This window comes from Bacillus sp. 220_BSPC, assembly GCF_001054655.1.
In the GTDB taxonomy this organism is placed as follows: Bacteria; Bacillota; Bacilli; order Bacillales; family DSM-1321; genus Peribacillus; species Peribacillus frigoritolerans.
The window spans coordinates 1-19281 of sequence record NZ_JVPL01000320.1 but is presented as its reverse complement, the minus strand read 5'-3'; the positions used below and the strand labels follow the sequence as shown (position 1 = coordinate 19281).

Below are 19281 nucleotides of genomic sequence, written 5' to 3'. Positions count from 1 at the left end.
TGTTTTTTTACATGGTAATAGGATTATATTTAGAAAACCCTTGTTGATAAGAGGCTGTCAGATGCCGAATCCTCGTACATTGAAATACAGACGCTTTTTTTCAGATAGTGGGTAAGAAAGAGGGGAAGAATGTTGGGATTTTCAGAAAAGTATTTAAAATTAAAATGGAACACCGTTGCTTATTAGGTAACGTAAGGGCGTGAATGAACGAAATAAGTTAAATCATCTTTAAGGGAGTTTGAATGAATGAAAGTAAATTTAAAACCAAACAATGTTAGGGCATTAACAAAGGTACTTGCAGTAGCTACGCAAAATCAATTTGCTGTCGGTTCGTTTACCCCAAGAGCTACAAAGATGATAGCTCCTATACTTAGAGCTGCCCAAGAAAAGAAATCTGCGGTTATTGTTCAAACTTCTGAGAGGGAGCAGGAACGATATGGAATTAATTTAGCGGAATTTAGCCGAGAGTTTTATCGTGTGATCCAAGAGGAGAATATTACGATCCCTGCTGTGTTACATTTAGATCATACGAAGGATTTCAATGTAATTGCTGAAGCCATCGAAGTTGGTTTTACATCCGTTATGATTGATGCATCGGAGCAACCATTTAAGAAAAATATTGAGATAACAAAAAAGGTTGTTGAGTATGCACATTCAAAAGGCGTAACTGTAGAAGCTGAATTAGGCAAGATAGGGACAACCGACTTTATTGAAACCGACGTTGATGAAGAGTTATTTACAGAGCCTGGTGAAGCAAAACAGTTTGTTGAAGAGACCTGTATTGATGCATTAGCGGTTTCTGTCGGAACTTCACATGGGGTTTATCTCGTTAAAGATCCAAAAATTGATATTGAACGCTTAATGGAGATTCGTGCTTTAACATCTGTACCTTTAGTGTTACATGGCGGTTCAGGCACTCCTTCAGAGATGATAAAGAATGCAATTCAAATTCCTAATGGTGGAATCAGTAAAGTGAATATTGCAACAGATTTAGAACATATGATGATAAAAACTCTTGATCGAGAAAATCATGTTACAGAAAAAGAGTGGTCGGAACTACCGACTGAAACAGTGACTTTAGTCCAAAACGCAGTTCAGAACGTAGTAAAAGAAAAAATTGAAAACTTTTTAATAAGTAGTGATAGTGCTTCTTACTATGTTTAAGAAGTAATATGATACCAACCTTTGAACAGTACCCCATATTTTATACACATGGATAAACCCTTTAACCACATAATTTATGGCTATACTGCTTATCGTTGAAGATAACTTTTTTTAGAAGAATTGCTAAGGTAATAGGAGGAAAAATAATATGTCTATAGAAAGATCAAGAATAGTAACATTTGCTGGAAATCCAGTTACGTTGATTGGGAGTGAAATTCGTGTTGGGGATAAAGCGCCAAATTTTGAAGTGTTAGCAAACGATCTCTCAAAAGTTACACTTGAAGATTCAAAAGGGAAAGTCCGCCTTATCTCATGTGTTCCCTCTCTTGATACAGGAGTATGTGACGCACAAACACGGCAATTTAACCAATTAGCTAGCAATCTAGGAAATGATGTAGAAGTGTTAACAATTAGTGTAGATCTTCCATTTGCACAAAAAAGATGGTGTGGAGCAGCAGGAATAGAACAAGCCCAAACCCTTTCAGATCATTTTAAGATGTCATTTGGAACAGCTTATGGCACATATATAAAGGAACATCGTTTAGAATGCCGTGCAGTATTCGTTGTAGATGAAAATGATGTCGTACAGTATGTTGAATACGTTCCGGAAATTACGGAACATCCGAACTATGAAGCAGCTATACAAGCAATTAAGTCATTTATAAAAGTTAAAAAGTGATATAAGTAAACAATATACTCATGATTTAAAGAACGCATATTGTTTTTTCATTAATCCTAAGAAGTAAAATGTTACTGCATTAAAATCTTTTTTTCTCAGTAGAAAGGCTGCCTTACACATACACAAGGTCAGCCTCTTCTCCTATATGTAATAATGGGGTGGTGAGGTGCAAAAGTTGTTATTACCTTAAAGGAATAGGTTTAAGTTAAAAAATTGCATCCTGCTATAATAGTATTTATTTTATGTTAATAAGGAGATGGGAATATTCTGAATTTTACATTTTTTTGTTGAAAAACTAAATTAGTGGTGATAGTATAAAAAAGTGAAATATAGAATAAAATGTTATATTTTACTCACTGATTGAAACGGTGTTGCTTATTGAGGGGCAGGAAGAGTGACTAGATCTTTTGATTTTTGGCAATGTTCTTTGAAAACAGACAGATTGAAGCATTTTAAACAACTTAATTTAAATGATCAGGATTATAAAATTTAGTACAATCATCCAGTTCAAATTTTTTTACCCAGTATTGTATACAATACTGCATTCAATTTTGAATTCTTCATTGAGGGGAGGTATAAAGTGTTGAATAGTTTAGAAATAGATATCTATAAAAAAATCAAGCAAGCTATTATCCAGCAAAAGCTTCGGCCAAATATGCAACTCATAGAAAAGGATCTTGCTGAATCGTTTGGCGTAAGCCGTACCCCTGTTCGAAATGTTCTGCGCAGATTGGAATATGAAAAATTAGTGAAAATTAAAGAGCATAAAGGTACCTTTGTCTCCTGTTCAACAATTGAAGAAGCAAAAGAAGTATTTGAAATGAGGAGAATCTTAGAAGGGGAAGCAGTGCGAAGAGCATGCAGCCTCTATAACGAGCAACAATTAAAAGAACTAGAGACTCTGGTAGAAGAAGAACGACATATTTATGGTAGTCTGGATTTTTATGAATCTTTAAAAATATCTGGGGATTTTCATTTGAAAATAGCTGAAATCGCAGGGAATTCGTATTTTTATCAATATCTGGAAGACTTAATTTCCCTAACTTATGTGATTATAGCAATCTATGGAAGAGGTAAAATGGAAACATGTGGTTCTCACGATCATTTGCAAATTTTTAATGCCATTAAGCAAAGGGATGGTGATCTTGCAGAACGCTTATCTCTCATTCATCTTAGTGAAATTGAGTCGAATCTGCATTTTAATGAGGAATTACAGATCTCATCTTCCTTGTCAGATATATTTCTTTAATTGTAATTTGATATTCAGTTATTGAAAGCGCTTACCGGTAAGGTTTTTAAGGAGGTGATACAGTCCTTCGAAAGCATTTTCAAATTTAAAGTGTTGTCATGTGGTTTTTTTTGCAATTTAACTGAAACGCTGTTGCTTAATGTGCGACGAGCCATCGGGTGTTCGATGGTAAATAGTACTTTTAACAAAACAAATTCGCATTTTAATTCCTGTGAATGATGAACAGAAAAGACCACTTAGAAGGAAGTTTGTATCATATCATAGCCTTGGCAAACATCTAAGACCTAACTTGTTAACCAATGCATTAAAATGCGGCAAACAATAAAAAAGGGGTTGGATGTATCATGTCTACAAATTTAGAAAGTTACGTTCCACAAGAAACGCAGATCCAACATGATACGGGTGTGGATGAATCACTTAATCCGAAAACCGAGGAAGGTAGGACGGTAAGTCCGGTAGACTATATTTTCATGTGGGTTGGTGACGGTGTTAATCTAGGTAATATGACGCTTGGAGCCAGTATGATTGTAGCGGGAATCGCTACGTTAAACATCTTTCAGACATTTGCCGCAGCTATCATGGCAATTGGTATCATTTCAACTGTTTTTGCTTTAAATGATAGGCTCGGATACAGAACGGGTATCCCATATGTTGTACAGCTTAGAATGTCCTTTGGCCTGAAAGGTTCCGTAATATCATCACTGATGCGCGGTATTCCCGCCATCGTTTGGTACGGTTTTCAAAGTTGGATTGGCGGTACTGCCTTAAATGAAATTGCGAAGATTATGACGGGCGGCGCCTTTGATAATGTTGCCATTTGCTTTGTCGTGCTGCAGTTGGTGCAAATTGGGCTTTCGCTGTATGGATTCCATGCCATTAAATGGGTGGAAACGCTTGCGTCTATTGTTATTGTACTTGCGCTTCTCTATGTATTTGGCGTTCTACTTACCTCCTATAGCGATGTTATTGCAGAAAAATGGGTTCATGCAGAAGGATCATGGGGCTTACCTTTCTTTGCATTGATCATGATGTTTATGGGGAATTATGCGGCTATCTTTTTAAGTGCAGCGGACTATTCAAGAGAGCTAAAAACCGGTATTAGCGACAAAAAACGCGGTTTATTGTACTTTCTTCCTATTTTAACAGCATACGGCTTGACACTTACAATCGGTGGAATGCTTGCTTCCGCAACCGGCATCAACAATCCTGTGAAAGCGTTTGCGGTCGTGGTGGATAACTCGTATATTACCCTCTTTGTATCCGCATTCATTGTTTTGGGTGCGGTGGCAGTAAACATGGTTGCCAATATTATTCCGCCAACCTATGTTATTACATTGCTTACAAAAATGAAATATAAACCTGCAGTTACCATAACCGGACTGCTTGCATTTTGTTCATTCCCTTGGGTTCTTGTGCAGGATTCTTCGGCAAAGGGTCTTGGAATCTTCATTCTTATATATTCCGCATTTTTAGGACCGATTGTTTCTATATTATTAGTCGAATATTATATATTAAGGAAGCAAAAGGTGAATGTTGCAGATTTGTATAAGGAAGACGGTCCATTTGCCGGGTATAATCCAGCAGCGGTGCTTGCATTGCTAATCGGCGCCGGTGCAGCTTGTTTGAAAGTGGAGCTGGCATGGATTATCGGCGTTGTTGTGGGAGGCAGTGCATATTTGCTTTTGATGAAATTTGCATTTAAAGATTCAAAATTCAAAAAGGGTACTATTTTTGAAAAGTAAACCTGTATTTCTATGTTTCCGGGGGTTATTCTCTCTGTCTATTTATAATGGATTGATGCAATCTGAGGATGAAATAAACAAGGCAATTGAACAATGTCAATATACTGAAAATTGCAAAAAGGGGTTGGGAGAATGAAGTTTGATTTAGTTATAAAGAACGGAAATGTAGTAATTGAAAATACAGTGGAACAACTAGATATCGGTATACTTCATGGTAAAATTGCAGAAATTTCAAAAGAAATAGCCGGAGAATCTGCTGAAATCATAGATGCTGCTCATCAATATGTCATGCCTGGGATGATAGATGCCCATGTCCATATTTGCGAGCCAGGCAGAACGGAGTGGGAAGGGTTTGAAACAGGAACTCAAGCACTGGCTGCAGGAGGGACAACATCATTTGTAGATATGCCATTAAACGCTTTGCCGGCAACGACTACAAAGAGTTCACTGCATTTAAAATTAAGATCTGCTGAAAATAAGGCGTATGTTGATTATGCTTTGTATGGTGGATTAGTTCCTGATAATCTCCAAGATTTAGAGGACCTTTCTAACGAAGGTGTTGTGGCCTTCAAATGTTTTATGGCAACATGTGGCAGTGAGGAAATTGGAGATTTTAAAAATGTTGATGATTTTACTCTATATCAAGGTATGAAAAAACTATCGGAATTGGGGCATATTTTATCTATACATGCTGAGAATGCAGAGCTTACTGATAAACTGGCAATTGAAAAGAAAAAACAAGGGAAGACAACAGCAAGAGATTATTTAGAGTCCCGCCCTATTTTTACTGAGGTTGATGCTGTAAAACGTGCTTTGTTATTGGGTAAAGAGACTGGATGCAAATTACATTTTGTTCATATTAGCAGTGAAGAGGCTGTTGAAGAAATCCTTAAAGCACGTAAACTAGGCCAAGAGGTTACGATAGAATCGTGTCCTCACTATTTCACGTTGGATATGGAAACCTTTGAAAGGATAGGACCTGTTGCGAAATGCGCCCCACCGCTTCGTACTAAAACAGAACAAGATAAATTATGGGAAGCTCTTAAGGAAGGGAAAATTGATATCCTGGCCTCAGACCATTCCCCATGTCCTCCAGAAATGAAGCAGAGCAACACCAATAATATGTTTGAAGTGTGGGGAGGGATTAGTGGTTGCCAAAATAATGTTGATTTAATGTTTGACGAGGCTGTTAAGAAACGTGGGGTTTCTGTAAGTGATTTTTCAAAGATGATTGCGACAAAACCTGCAGAAATATTCAACTTAAGAAATAAAGGAAGCATTAAAGTTTCCTATGACGCTGATATCATTCTTCTTGATCCAAATAAATCATACACCATTCAGCCAGAAGATTTGTATTACCGTCATCAACATAGCCCTTATGTTGGAAGACAGATTAACTGTCGAGTGACGAAAACGTTTGTAAGAGGACAACTAGTATTTGATTTTGAGAAAGGGATTGTTAGTCATCCAATTGGGAAGTTCATTTCGGCAAAAAATAGTTTCGTACAAGCATAAAGTTATGTAAAGAAGGTTGACCCAAAAGGGCACTTTAGTTGCCCTTAATGGCGTCATACCTTCTTTTTTGGTTTATTTTTTGACTGGTATTATGTCTAGGTATTGCTCTTGTGGTAAAATAAAGAAACAGGATCAGTAATATAGGATTTAATCGGAGGTTAATATAAATGGTTAAGTCAGTAGATAGGGCATTAACAATTATTTCATTAGTGAGCAAGCGTAAAGAAGGGATTGGGGTTACTGAGCTGGCCTCCAACCTAGATTTAAATAAAAGCTCTATATTCAGATTATTAAGTACTCTTGTAGATCATGGATTCATCGAACAAAATCCTGAAACTAAAAAATATAGATTAGGCTATAAATATTTAGAATTAAGTTCGATGCTGCTTGAATCTATTGACTTGAGAACTCAAGCTAAACCATTTCTGGAAGAGTTAGAATCACATATTAATGAAGTGATCCACTTGACCGTATATGATCAAGGAGAGGTAATCTATATTGAAAAACTTGAGGGAAGTGAAACCCTTAGAACACATTCACAAGTAGGGAGACGTGCCCCAATGCATTGTACGGCAGTTGGGAAGGTAATCTTGGCCCATCTGCCATTAAATGAGATCGTAGATATAATTGACAAGCATGGTTTACCAAAACATACTGAACAAACGATTACCGATAAAGAATCCTTTTTTAAAGAATTGGGAAAAATAAGGAACGAAGGTATTGGTATGGAAATTGAAGAAAATGAACAAGGAATCACCTGTATTGCAGCGCCAATTTTTGATAATCGGAAGAAAATTACCGCTGCTGTTAGTATATCAGGACCAAGCATCCGAATGACTGAAGAAAGATTAACTGAAATTAAACCAATTATAATGGATATTGGTAAAAAGATTTCCAAGAGGCTTGGTTATACAGATAATTAAATTAATGTGAAAAAGAATTGGTATAAGACCAATTCTTTTTTTGTGGAAATTTATTGAATCAAGTTTATCTTCGAATAGGAACATTGGTGTTTTGTCCTACGAAAATTTTATAAAAAATTTAATGGTAAAATACTTGAAATATTCAAAAAACGGTGATAATATCAAAATAAGAAACAAGGTTAGTTAATAAGCAACAAATTACTTATTTTTATTTTTTTAATCATTTAATGGAACTGCGTTGCTTATTATGCGACTAAAAGGAGGAGTAAATAATGGATTTTTCTAAAGAGAAAGGCGAATTTTATAATAATCTAACGAAAACAATTCGTCGGCACATAGTTAAAATGACGAACCATGCAGGAAGTGGTCATCCCGGTGGTTCTTTATCGGCAACTGAATTAATGTCCGTCCTATTTTTTGAACACATGAATGTTGATCCCGACAACCCAGATTGGCAAGACCGAGATTGTTTCTTCTTATCTAAGGGGCATTGTACACCTGTATTTTATTCAGTATTAGCTGAAAAAGGTTTCTTCCCGGTTGAAGAGTTAATGACCTTCAGGGATGTTGACGGTAGGTTACATGGACATCCATGTGGAGAGCATATTCCAGGTGTAGACATATCTTCAGGATCACTTGGTCAAGGATTATCGGTAGCTAATGGCGTTGGATTAATTGCAAAACTGGATGGCAGCAATAGAAGATCATATTGCATGATAGGTGATGGAGAATTACAAGAAGGTCAAGTTTGGGAAGCGGCAATGACAACTGCACATTACAATCTTGATAACGTTTGTGCGATTATTGACTGGAACAAAATTCAACTTGATGATTTTGTTGAAAATGTAAAAGGTGTAAAAAATCTTGGTGATAAATTTAGAGCTTTCGGTTGGCACGTTGTTGAAATTGATGGTCATGATATTCATGCAGTTAATGAAGCGTATAAAGAAGCTAAACGCACTAAAGGCAGACCTACTGCAATTCTAGCTCATACGGTTAAAGGCAAGGGAGTTTCATTTATGGAAGATACCCATGATTGGCATGGAATGGCTCCGAATGATGAGCAATTAGAAATCGCTTTAAAGGAGTTGGCTTAAGATGGCAAATCAAGAAGCACCACGTAAAGGTTTTGCTGATGCACTAATTAGACTTGGAGAAAAACATGACAATTTAGTGGTACTTGACGCGGACTGCGCAAAATCGAATATGACAAATCTATATAAAAATAGATTTCCAGAACGCTTTTTCAACATCGGTATTTCTGAATGTGATTTAGTAGGTACCGCAGCCGGTATGGCAGTGGCGGGTAAAGTACCATTTGCCAATGCTTATGCAAACTTCCTTACTGGGCGCGCATTTGATCAAATGAGAATTTCAGTCTGTTATTCAAATAACAATGTGAAAATTGTCGGTCATAACGCTGGTACATCAGCTGCTCAAGAAGGTGCAACACATTTACCGCTTGAAGATATTTCTTTAATGCGATCACTTCCACGTATGACTGTAATTGTTCCAGCTGATGCGGTGGAAATGGAAAAAGCAGTAGAAGCTGCTTATTACCATGAAGGACCAATTTACCTCCGAGTTGGCAAATTACCAGTACCGATCGTTACCAAAAAAGAAGAACCATTCAAAATAGGTAAAGCAATTAAATACCGTGAAGGATCTGATATTACAATCATCAGTACTGGGATAATGCTTGATGAATCACTAAAAGCGGCAGGTGAATTGGAAAAGCAAGGCGTAAGCGCCGAACTTTTACACATCCATACAATTAAACCTATTGATAAAGAAGCCATTATTGCATCTGCTGCGAAAACAAAACATGTCATCACAGTTGAAGAGCATTCAATTATAGGTGGATTAGGTAGTGCTGTTGCTGAAGTATTGTCGGAAAGCCAACCAGCTAAATTAAGAAGAATCGGTACAAATGACCGTTTTGGGGTTTCTGGAAAAATGGATGAATTACTTGATTTATTTGAATTAAGAGCACACCGTATTATTTCTACTGCAAATGAATTATTAGGGCATAGAGTAACTAGCTAATCACATTTTTAGATAATGAAAGGGGGAGGGTTTTTGTCAAACGCAACCCAATATCTAAGTTTAAAGGATACTTTAGACCTCTTCTCTAAATCGGATGACAGCCTTCGTGCTGAAATCAAAGCACATTTAAATCAAACAAAACATAAGTTTATCGTTTTAGATGATGATCCAACCGGTGTCCAAACGGTACATGATATTTTTGTCATCACGGACTGGGGAAAAGACTGGATTAAAAAAGGATTATCTGATGAGAGAAGTGTACTTTATATTTTAACAAACACAAGAAGTTATAATGCAGAAAAGACGGAAAAGATCAATAGGGAGATTGTCCAAAACATTGTTGACGTTACTCAGGAAATGGGAATCAATTATTCAATTATCAGTAGAAGTGACTCAACATTAAGAGGGCATTATCCACTTGAAATTAATGTGCTCCAAGATGAATTATTAAAAACTGCTGATGTACAAATTTCAGGTCATTTAATCATTCCGGCTTTTTTTGAAGCACATCGTTACACCATAGATAATATTCATTATTTAGGTATGGAAGGCCAGCTTGTCCCAGTAAATGAAACAGAATTTGCGAATGATTCCGTTTTCGGTTTCAAAACCGCTAATTTGCCGAAATGGATTGAAGAAAAGACAAATGGAAGCGTAGCTTCAGAGTCAGCATTGATCATTTCACTGGAAGATATTCACAATGGCGGCATTGATAGAGTTTATGAGATTTTACAATCTGCTAACAATAATACTCCTATTATAGTAAATGCTATATCTTACTATGATTTAGACATCGTATCATTAGCTGTCCTTAAAGCAATTGATTCTGGCAAGCAATTCTTGTTTAGAACTGCAGCATCCATTGTAAAATCGATTGCGGGAATTCAGGATCGTCCATATTTATCAGCTAATGAGATTGTTTCAAATGATGAAAGCCAAAACAATGGTGGATTTATTATAGTAGGTTCTCACACGAATAAAACTACGGAACAAATTAAGGAACTAATGAATAAATACCCGATTGAACAAATCGAAATGAATGTTGTGAAAGTTCTAAATAAAGAAACAAGAATTGAAGAGCTAACACGAGTATGTCAATTAGTAGATCAAAATATTTCTTCTAATCGCGATACGCTTGTATATACGAGTAGAGATTTAATTAGTGCGAAAGATAAGGAAGAAAACTTGAAGATTAGTCAAACTGTTTCAAGTTGTTTAGTTAAAGTTATTCGCTCACTAAAAGTAAAGCCGAAATTCATCATGGCAAAAGGCGGTATAACTTCGAGTGATGTGGCAACTGACGGCTTAGATATTAAATATGCAAAAATTTTAGGGCAAGCGATCGCCGGTGTTCCAGTATGGTTAACCGGAAGTGAAGCTAAGTTCAAAGATACACCTTATATCGTATTTCCAGGCAACGTTGGGGATAAAGATTCAATTGCTCAAATCTTTGAAAATATAAAAAAGGATCAAAAGGGAGAGATATAAATGGCTAAACAAAAAATGACAGCTGCTGAGTTAATTGCCTTGTATTTAGAAAAAAGAGGGGTGAAACATGTTTACGGTGTACCGGGAGCTGCAATTTTACCATTCTATGATGCAATTAAAGAATTAACTAAAATTGAATCATATATAGTTCGTCACGAGCAAACGGGGGCTTTCATGGCTGATGGTTATTCAAGAGCAACTGGTGAAGTGGGCGTATGTGCTGCCACTTCAGGTCCTGGCGGAACTAACTTCTTAACCGGCCTTTACGGTGCATGGATGGATTCCATTCCAATGATAGCCATTACCGGTCAACAAAAAAATAGTTTAATTGGAACCATGCAATTCCAAGAAGCGCCTATCGTTGAAATGGCAAAGCCTGTAACGAAAGCTGCGTACCGTTTAACTGACGGTTCGAAAGCTGCTGAATTTATCCATGAAGCATGGGTAACAGCTACTACTGGCAGAAAAGGTCCAGTTCTTCTTGATTTACCAGTTGATCAACAAAAAGTTGAAATAGAAGTCGACTTAGATGTGCTTATCGGTTCTACTCCAGTCGATAACTTACCACAAGCTTCTGACGCTGATATAGAGAAAACATTGGAATTATTAAAAGATGCCAAAAGACCGGTCTTACTTTCTGGTGGAGGGGTCAACATTGCAAACGCTACCAATGAATTGAAAGCGTTAGCTGAAGAACTGCAAATCCCTGTAGTAACTTCTGGCATGGGGATGGATACTTTCCCTAACGATCACCCTTTATTCGCTGGACGTATGGGAACGATGCTTGATACTCCATTCGGTAACAAAACAATTGTTGAAGCTGACTTAGTCATCAACCTTGCCGGACGTTTCGCTGATCGTTCAACTGGTAATGTGTCGGTATTCACACAAAACGGTAAGAAAATCATCCATGTAAATCTTGATAATAAGGAAATTGGTAAAGTTGTACCAACGATTTTAGGTATCGTTTCTGATGTTAAAACATTCATGGTTAAACTTGCAGAAGCCCATAAAGCACTTGGTGCTCATGTAGCTGCAACTGCCGAAGTAGGTACTAGAGTTAACTTAACTGAAGAGCGTAAGAAATGGGCACGTAAAACGGATTACACAACACTTCCAATCAGACAAGAGCGTGCATTGCGAGAGCTTCGTGAATTCTTAGATCGCGATGCCTTCGTATCACATGACTGCGGTATCAGCCAAATCTGGTCCTCTCAATTATTTGAAACGTATGTACCAAGAACATACTTATTAACTGGTGGTGCGGGGACAATGGGTTGGGGCCTTGGTGCAGCAATGGCAGCGAAACTTGCATTTCCTGAAAGACAAAGTGTAAACATCCTTGGTGATGGAAGCTTAGGGATGTCATTACAAGATATTGCTACAGCTGCAAAGCATGATATTCCGGTCATTATTTTCTGTATGAATAACTCATTAATGGGATTAATTCGTCAACAACAAAACTGGTTCTATAATGAACGTCAAATTTCTACGGACTTAATTTACAAAAATGAATTATGTGATAATGAAGAGCGAGGAATCGACTTTGTTAAAACGGCTGAAGGTATGGGTGTTCGTGGTGAGCTTGTTACACATTATGATGATATCAAACCAGCTCTGCAACGTGCAGTAGACTCAGGTAAACCATATTTAATCGAAGTTATAGTTGATCCAGATCCTAAGAACGCATGTGAATTCTCTAATAACGGTGCACTTAACGGCTTCAAATACTCTGAAAAAATTGATTATTCTAAATAATCATCACTCTTGATGGAAGTGATTTTTTGAAGCAATGGGATATAACCTATTGCTTCAAAAGACATATTGACTGTACTTAAATAATGGGTTTATTAAAGGAGGGAAGCCGAAAAATCGGCGAAACTATGTCAGCAAATCTTCATAATTCTATGAAAGTCGGAATTGTTCACTTTATGGCTTATCCGGAAACAATGGGTGGAGATGGCCCAGCTGTTGAAACAATTAAGAAAATTGTACAAGATGATTTTTTCTCTGGAATTGAAATTACTTCTATTAATAATCCTGAAGAACGTAAAGAGGCTGCTCAAATTTTACAATCCGGTGGAATGAATGTAGGATTTGGTGCACAACCGATTCTATTAAGAAACAAAGGAAACCTTAATTCTTTTGATGAAGCTGAGCGTAGGAGGGCTATCGATTTAGTAAAAGGCGGAATTGACCAGGCTTACGAAGTAAATGCTGCTAAACTTGGTTTCTTAAGTGGGGCTAAACCAGATACTCAACAAGATGTTGCCTTACAATTACTAACGAATTCTATCAAAGAATTATGCGATTATGCAAAATCTAAAGGTGATTTAGTACTCTCACTTGAAACATTTGATGATGAAACTGATAAGAAATGTCTAATCGGTTCGAATAAACTTGCTGTTGAAGTTGCAAAAGAAGTTCGTAAGGTAGATCCCACTTTCGGTTTAATGCTTGATTTAAGTCATTTACCAATGCAACGTGAAACGTCTCATGATGCATTAACGGTAGCTCGTGATTATATTAACCATGCCCATATCGGAAATTGCTATATTAAAGATACTTCTGATCCTGCTTACGGCGATCAGCATCCGCGTTTCGGATATCCAGGAAGTGAAGTTGATGTTCCTGAATTAGCGGAGTATTTACGATCTCTATTAGATATTGGTTACATCGGTGAAGGTATAAAGAATATAGTCGCTTTTGAAGTAAAACCTGTCGGTACAGAATCATCTGATATTGTAATTGCACAGTCAAAACGTACTCTCGTTGATGCATGGTCATTATTACATTCGAAAAAAGGGCGTTTAGTTAGTTAGCCTATATATATGTACGATATGTATTAAACGGTGACAAGTGCTTTTGCTTGTCACCGTTTAATCTAACTTTTAATTAGCTTATCATGCAGAATTCCTATTGAGCAACGACTAAATAAGGTGTTAATATGACATTGCATTAAATAACTGGATTTAAATAACAAAAATTTTTCTTAGAGATTAAATTGGCAGGGAAGTGATCGATTGGTTAAACTTCAGAAGGATGTTGATGCTATAAGAATCAACACTAGAACCGAAGAACTTGCAGCTTGTTCATCCACATCTGTTGGTGTCACTAGACTACCTTTCACAGTGGAAAGTTTAAAAGCAGAAAGTCTAGTTGAAGAGTGGATGAAAGCAGCTGGGATGACGGTAAGAAAAGATGCTCTTAATAATATAATCGGACGTTATGAAGGGAAAAATCCTGCAGCTCCAGTTTTAATGATTGGTTCACATTTAGATAGCGTGATTGAAGCAGGTAAATATGATGGTATTTTAGGAGTTATAACTGGAATAGAAGTTGTTCAAACTCTTAAGGATAATGGCATTATATTATACAATCCAATCGAAGTGGTAGGTTTTTGTGATGAGGAAGGAGTAAGGTTTCACTCAACGTTCCTTGGTAGTAAAGCAATTGCAGGAACTTTTACTGCTGAAGATTTAGAAAGAGCAGATGAACAAGGAATAACAATTGCTGAAGCGTTAAAAGGAATTGGTATTGCTGACCCATATGCTTATAAAAACGCTAGTCGTACTCCAGAAGAACTTCTCGCTTATTTGGAACTTCATATCGAACAGGGGCCTGTGCTTGAGAAGGAGAATGAACCTGTCGGCATAGTTCGTGGGATTGCTGGTGCTACAAGATTCTATTTTGAAATTATCGGGAAACCTGGACATGCAGGAACAGTTCCTGTTGCCCTTAGACAAGATGCGCTTTTAGGAGCTAGTGATCTCATTTCCTACATTGAGAACATCGCTATCCAAAATGAACCATTAGTGGCGACCATCGGTAAACTTACTGTAAGCCCGGGTGCTAGTAATGTAATACCTGGCCTTGTAACAGGAACGCTGGATATCCGTGATTTAAATGTGGATCGTAAGAAAAAAGCCATTGATGCCATATTAACTGAAAGTGAAAGAGTAGCAAAAGCTAGAGGACTCCAAATTCATTTTGAACAGGTCATGGAAGCCGATCCTGTATACTGTGATGAACAATTGATTAAAGTAATCGAGGAGTCCATTAGCGAACTGGAAGGCAGTGCCATCAGTCTTGTAAGCGGTGCTGGTCACGATGCAATGGCTATGGCGGATGTAACGAATGTTGCAATGATTTTCGTTCGTTGTAAAGATGGTCTTAGTCATCACCCTGATGAATTCGTGACTGTAGAGGATATGGGTGCAGGAGCTAGAGTCCTTTACTCTACAGTGATTAAGATAGCCACAAAATAATATTGAGGAACTTATAAGTTTTGGCTATCAACTAAAAGAGAACTTACAAAAAAAACTCGTGATCCGACTGTATCGGATCACGAGTTTTTTCAAAATGAATACATTTCAATTTTAGGACAGAGAGCCTTCATTCGATGAAATAGTCATGCGTATCGACAATGATCCAATGTAATAAAAGGAGTTCTGTATGTTCATAAAAAAGCCACTGAAATTCCTGGATTCCTCCATAATCCAAGACACTTCCAGAAAATAAAGTCTAGATTTACTCTTTATATTGATCTCTGTCTGCGTGGGCAGTTTACCTTCAGTCAATATCTACTTTAGTAGTAATTACAATATCTTATTAATCACTATTACCCCTGAAAATTGAACTCATGAGTAAAGCTATACGTAAATGAAGTGAGTTTTTTGAATCATGAACGGAATAATTCAACATGTCCTCACATTTGGCAATTCGGTATTTAACGGTATTACGGTGAACAAACAGTTTCCTGGATGTAATAGCAAGTTCACAATTATTATCCAAATATACCAATAAGGTATTAACTAAGTCTTTTTCATCTTTATTTTTCGGGTAGGATAGAGAACGTAAAGTATTTTCATAAAATTTTTTTAAATCTTTTTCGGGAATTAACCGAATCAGTTCGATTAATTGCTTGGTTTCGTAAAAGTTGATAAATTTATTTTGAAACAGTTCAGCCCCATTTGTCCATGCTTCCACTGCCTCTTCATATGTAAGGTGGATATAGGTAAGGTCATTAGAAAAGTTACCAACTCCAAACGACAACGAAATTTTTAGATTTGAATAAGCCTCATTCTGAAATTCCTTCAGCCTTTCTTCTATTATGCTTTTAATCGAATCATTAATATTCAGAGGAGCTTGCATCAAAATAACAAAATATCCATCTTTCATAAAAACGATGTTGTTAGTATCTATTTTTAAAAATGATTTATGTAAAAATTTATATAAATAGTCGTATAATCTATTCATTATGTCTGCACTTTTTTGTAAAGCGTTTTGTTTATCATCATCAATCTTACATACAATGCATACGTATTTCATATTGTCGATTAAGCCATGCTGTTTTCCCCTATGAATAATTTCTTGTTTGTTAGAAATCTTTCCATCAACAAGGGAAGCAAAAAAGTTATTTTCTAACAAACGGCTGTTTTCTCTAATAGCCTCGTTTTTAAGCAGCGTGAATGAAATGACTGTTGATGCTTGTTCTATAGCTAATTGTGATGATGGGTATGAAAGCTTCTCAGGGTCAAGAATTAATAGAAAATAGGGATAGGGACGCATTGTTTTCACCCGAAACATTTTTATAGAAATATCCGTATTTTGGATGTCGATTGTGAGCTGGTTTTTCTCTAGGTATGTTTCTATATCACGTTTAATGTGTTCTTGAACATTTTTCATAACGATTTTCATATTTCCTGTACGAAAATGATGAGAAAAGGATGTCACATCACCAATAGGATCAAGTAGGAGAACAGGACATTTTAATAGGGAGCCAAGATTTTCAATTAAAGAATTCAGACTGTAGCCTTTTATCATCATATTGGTAAATTCCTTGTGAATATGCATCGCATAGAATAACTCTTCAATTTGGTTATCCCATATAAAGCTTAATAATTGATGAGCAACCGCACCTAATGTTAATGTCTCTGGAATTTGAATGATTGGAAATTCTAATGAGTCAGCCAATTCGATTACATCCTGCGGGATCTTATCAATGAATCTTTTAAGTTTAATGGCAATCCCTGCACATGGAAGTTCATTAATTTGGGAAATGAGATTGCATAATGCATGGGGGTCGTTTTTAAAAGCGTATCCTGTTGTCAATAATAGGGAGTTCTTAGCTAAAAAATTGATGGCATCTGGTGTTTCTGAAATCTCAATTGATTCTACTTTCCTTTTAAGTCCGGCATGTCCAGCAATAATTTTGGCTTCTTGAAACACATCAACGATAAATAAATCTTCTACCTTTTTCATCATACACCTTCTAATTCTACATTTTGTCAGTTTTTATTACTAGAAAGGGAAGCAAACGAATCTTGTTAAATTTGGACAAAAATTTAAATGGAAATTGTTTACATCGCATAATGATTTTGTGAATGAATCCGCTTATAATCAATTGTATAGAGGATTGAAGGTTAATGAAACTGTTTTCAAGATTTTTTTTTACATTCCATAAATCCCAAGTTTTTTATTATATTTAGAAACTATATTTATATTTTGAGCGCATACAATTCGCCAGTTTTTGCCTGCTCTCAAGCTATTATTTGCTCTATCATTTTTCTCAGGTACGATGCTCGCATTCGTTCATCTATATTGTTTTTGTTTAAAAAGTGCAACAGAAACGAGAGGATGTGGTTAAAGGGGCTTAATTGATGGAAAAGTGAAATGGTCAGTAAAAGAGTCTGAATATTTAAAAATCACTTTTGCCTTGGCGAGGAAATGCCGTACAAAACAAGATAACAGCCAAGGCTGCGCATCTCGCTTCCTGTTCATAAAGGTGGATGCGATTCTTTCCAAAATTGCTTGATAGAAAGTGGAATCTACTAAATCTCAAAACGATGTTCAGAATGTAATAGGTGTATTTCATTCCAAATATTTACGTTCCAACAGCCCAAAGCAAGATGTTCGTTTCTTCATTATGCAACTGTAAAAGAGGATTGGCCTTGTAGTTTTTATAAAATTTGATTTCCCATAGAAAGGAATGAACCTATGGCTACATATGATTTACTCATTAGAAATGGAAATCTTGTAATGTTTGATTCGATTGTTCAAGGAGATATTGCAATTAAGGAAGGGAAAATTAAAGAAGTGACTATCGGAAAAAATATTGATGCTATAGCAACAAGAGAAATTAATGCTGAGGGGCAGCACATCCTCCCAGGATTAATTGATTCTCATGTTCATTTCAACGAGCCAGGCAGAACTGAGTGGGAAGGTGTTCAAACTGGCAGCAGAAGTTTAGCGGCAGGTGGGGTGACAACCTATTTTGATATGCCATTGAACAGTACACCGCCAACAATCAATAAAGAATATTTGGCATTAAAGAGAGCTTGCTCAGAAGAAAAGTCGGTGGTCAATTGCCGCTTTTGGGGTGGACTTATACCAGAAAATATCGAGAATATTAAGGAACTTGATGAAAATGGAGTAATTGGATTTAAAGCTTTTATGTCACCGAGCGGAATTGTCGATTTCAATCATGTCGATGATATTACGATTTTTAAAGGGATGAGAGAAATAGCCTCTGTAGGTTCACTTTTAGCCGTTCATGCTGAAAGTACAGTCATTTGTGATCAGCTTGCACAAGAAAAACAAAGACAAAATAAGACGACTGCAAAAGACTTCGTCGAATCAAGACCGATAATTTCCGAAATTGAAGCGGTAAGAAGAATAATTTCATATGCAGAAGCTACAGGGTGTAAGCTGCATATTGTTCATGCGAGCAGCCGCAAAGTAGTGGAAGTCATCAATCAGGCAAAGCAAAGAGGCCTGGATATTACGGTAGAAACATGCCCTCATTATTTATCTTTGACATTAAAAGACTTAGAGGAAAAAGGAGGTTTGGCAAAATGCTGCCCTCCACTGCGTGATGATGAAGAAGTGGAACAATTATGGGAAGCTGTAGCAAACGGTGAAATTGACGTAATAGCATCCGACCATTCACCAGCACCTGCCTCTATGAAAGAAGTAATAAATGATGACTTTTTCAGTGCCTGGGGTGGGATTTCCGGTGCCCAATCTACGCTCAATATTATGTTGACAGAGGGGCATTTCAACCGTAATCTTCCTCTGGGGAAAATTGTTGAATTAACATCAACGAATCCAGCTAAGTTATTTGGCCTTTATCCCCATAAAGGGATAATAGCCGTTGATAGCGACGCTGATCTGGCGATAGTTAATCTGAACAAAAGCTTCGAGCTGAAAAAGGAAGATTTGTTCTACCGCCATCAACAGTCGCCTTATGTTGGCAGGACATTTAAAGGGCAAGTAACAACAACGATCGTCAATGGGGCTATTGTTTTTGAAAATGGCAGCATTACCACTGTGGAAAAAATTAAAATCTAGGATTGTTAAGCTATAAAGGACTGGGGAAAATCTTATTGCACAATCTTAAAAGCAAAGGCTCTTTTCGTAAAGGTTGTTGTTTTTAAAACGAAACTATTTAAGGTTGATTGGAGCGGAAGTGCG

The 19281-nt window shown here is 36.7% G+C and carries 14 protein-coding genes; 13 read left to right on the top strand and 1 reads right to left on the bottom strand.

Annotation, left to right across the window (positions count from 1 at the left end; genetic code table 11):
• The first annotated feature begins 246 nt into the window (after positions 1-246).
• The 12 genes from ADA55_RS26670 (at position 247) to ADA55_RS26615 (ending at position 15074) form a co-directional block, all read left to right on the top strand.
• A complete protein-coding gene (locus ADA55_RS26670; RefSeq protein WP_048689625.1) occupies positions 247-1164 on the top strand; it encodes a class II fructose-bisphosphate aldolase in 918 nt (305 codons plus the stop codon).
• Positions 1165-1312: 148 nt separating this feature from the next.
• Complete coding sequence (gene tpx, locus ADA55_RS26665; protein WP_048689622.1) at positions 1313-1843, top strand: thiol peroxidase; 531 nt, start codon at positions 1313-1315, stop codon at positions 1841-1843.
• Between the two features lie 583 nt (positions 1844-2426).
• Positions 2427-3092 (top strand): GntR family transcriptional regulator, encoded by a 666-nt coding sequence (locus ADA55_RS26660; protein ID WP_226990553.1) that lies wholly within the window; start codon positions 2427-2429, stop codon positions 3090-3092.
• 344 nt (positions 3093-3436) lie between these two features.
• A complete protein-coding gene (locus tag ADA55_RS26655; RefSeq protein WP_048689617.1) occupies positions 3437-4834 on the top strand; it encodes an NCS1 family transporter in 1398 nt (465 codons plus the stop codon).
• 132 nt (positions 4835-4966) lie between these two features.
• Positions 4967-6349, top strand: coding sequence for an allantoinase AllB (gene allB / locus ADA55_RS26650; protein ID WP_048689614.1), 1383 nt, complete (start codon positions 4967-4969; stop codon positions 6347-6349).
• Positions 6350-6516: 167 nt separating this feature from the next.
• On the top strand, positions 6517-7272 hold the full coding sequence (locus ADA55_RS26645; protein WP_048689611.1) for an IclR family transcriptional regulator: 756 nt from the start codon (positions 6517-6519) through the stop codon (positions 7270-7272).
• Positions 7273-7544: 272 nt separating this feature from the next.
• On the top strand, positions 7545-8369 hold the full coding sequence (locus tag ADA55_RS26640) for a transketolase (protein ID WP_034314956.1): 825 nt from the start codon (positions 7545-7547) through the stop codon (positions 8367-8369).
• Position 8370: 1 nt separating this feature from the next.
• A complete protein-coding gene (locus ADA55_RS26635; RefSeq protein ID WP_048689607.1) occupies positions 8371-9318 on the top strand; it encodes a transketolase family protein in 948 nt (315 codons plus the stop codon).
• Positions 9319-9351: 33 nt separating this feature from the next.
• On the top strand, positions 9352-10806 hold the full coding sequence (locus ADA55_RS26630) for a four-carbon acid sugar kinase family protein (RefSeq protein ID WP_048689604.1): 1455 nt from the start codon (positions 9352-9354) through the stop codon (positions 10804-10806).
• Complete coding sequence (locus tag ADA55_RS26625; RefSeq protein ID WP_048689601.1) at positions 10807-12564, top strand: thiamine pyrophosphate-binding protein; 1758 nt, start codon at positions 10807-10809, stop codon at positions 12562-12564. It begins immediately after the preceding gene.
• 125 nt (positions 12565-12689) lie between these two features.
• Positions 12690-13628 (top strand): sugar phosphate isomerase/epimerase family protein, encoded by a 939-nt coding sequence (locus ADA55_RS26620; protein WP_048689599.1) that lies wholly within the window; start codon positions 12690-12692, stop codon positions 13626-13628.
• A gap of 201 nt (positions 13629-13829) precedes the next feature.
• Positions 13830-15074 (top strand): allantoate amidohydrolase, encoded by a 1245-nt coding sequence (locus ADA55_RS26615; protein WP_048689597.1) that lies wholly within the window; start codon positions 13830-13832, stop codon positions 15072-15074.
• Between the two features lie 343 nt (positions 15075-15417).
• Here ADA55_RS26615 and ADA55_RS26610 read toward each other — a convergent pair whose 3' ends face one another.
• Positions 15418-17070, bottom strand: coding sequence for a PucR family transcriptional regulator (locus ADA55_RS26610; protein ID WP_048689596.1), 1653 nt, complete (start codon positions 17068-17070; stop codon positions 15418-15420).
• Positions 17071-17805: 735 nt separating this feature from the next.
• Between ADA55_RS26610 and ADA55_RS26605 the strand changes: the two genes are divergently transcribed.
• A complete protein-coding gene (locus tag ADA55_RS26605; RefSeq protein WP_048689595.1) occupies positions 17806-19158 on the top strand; it encodes an allantoinase in 1353 nt (450 codons plus the stop codon).
• Positions 19159-19281 lie beyond the last annotated feature (123 nt).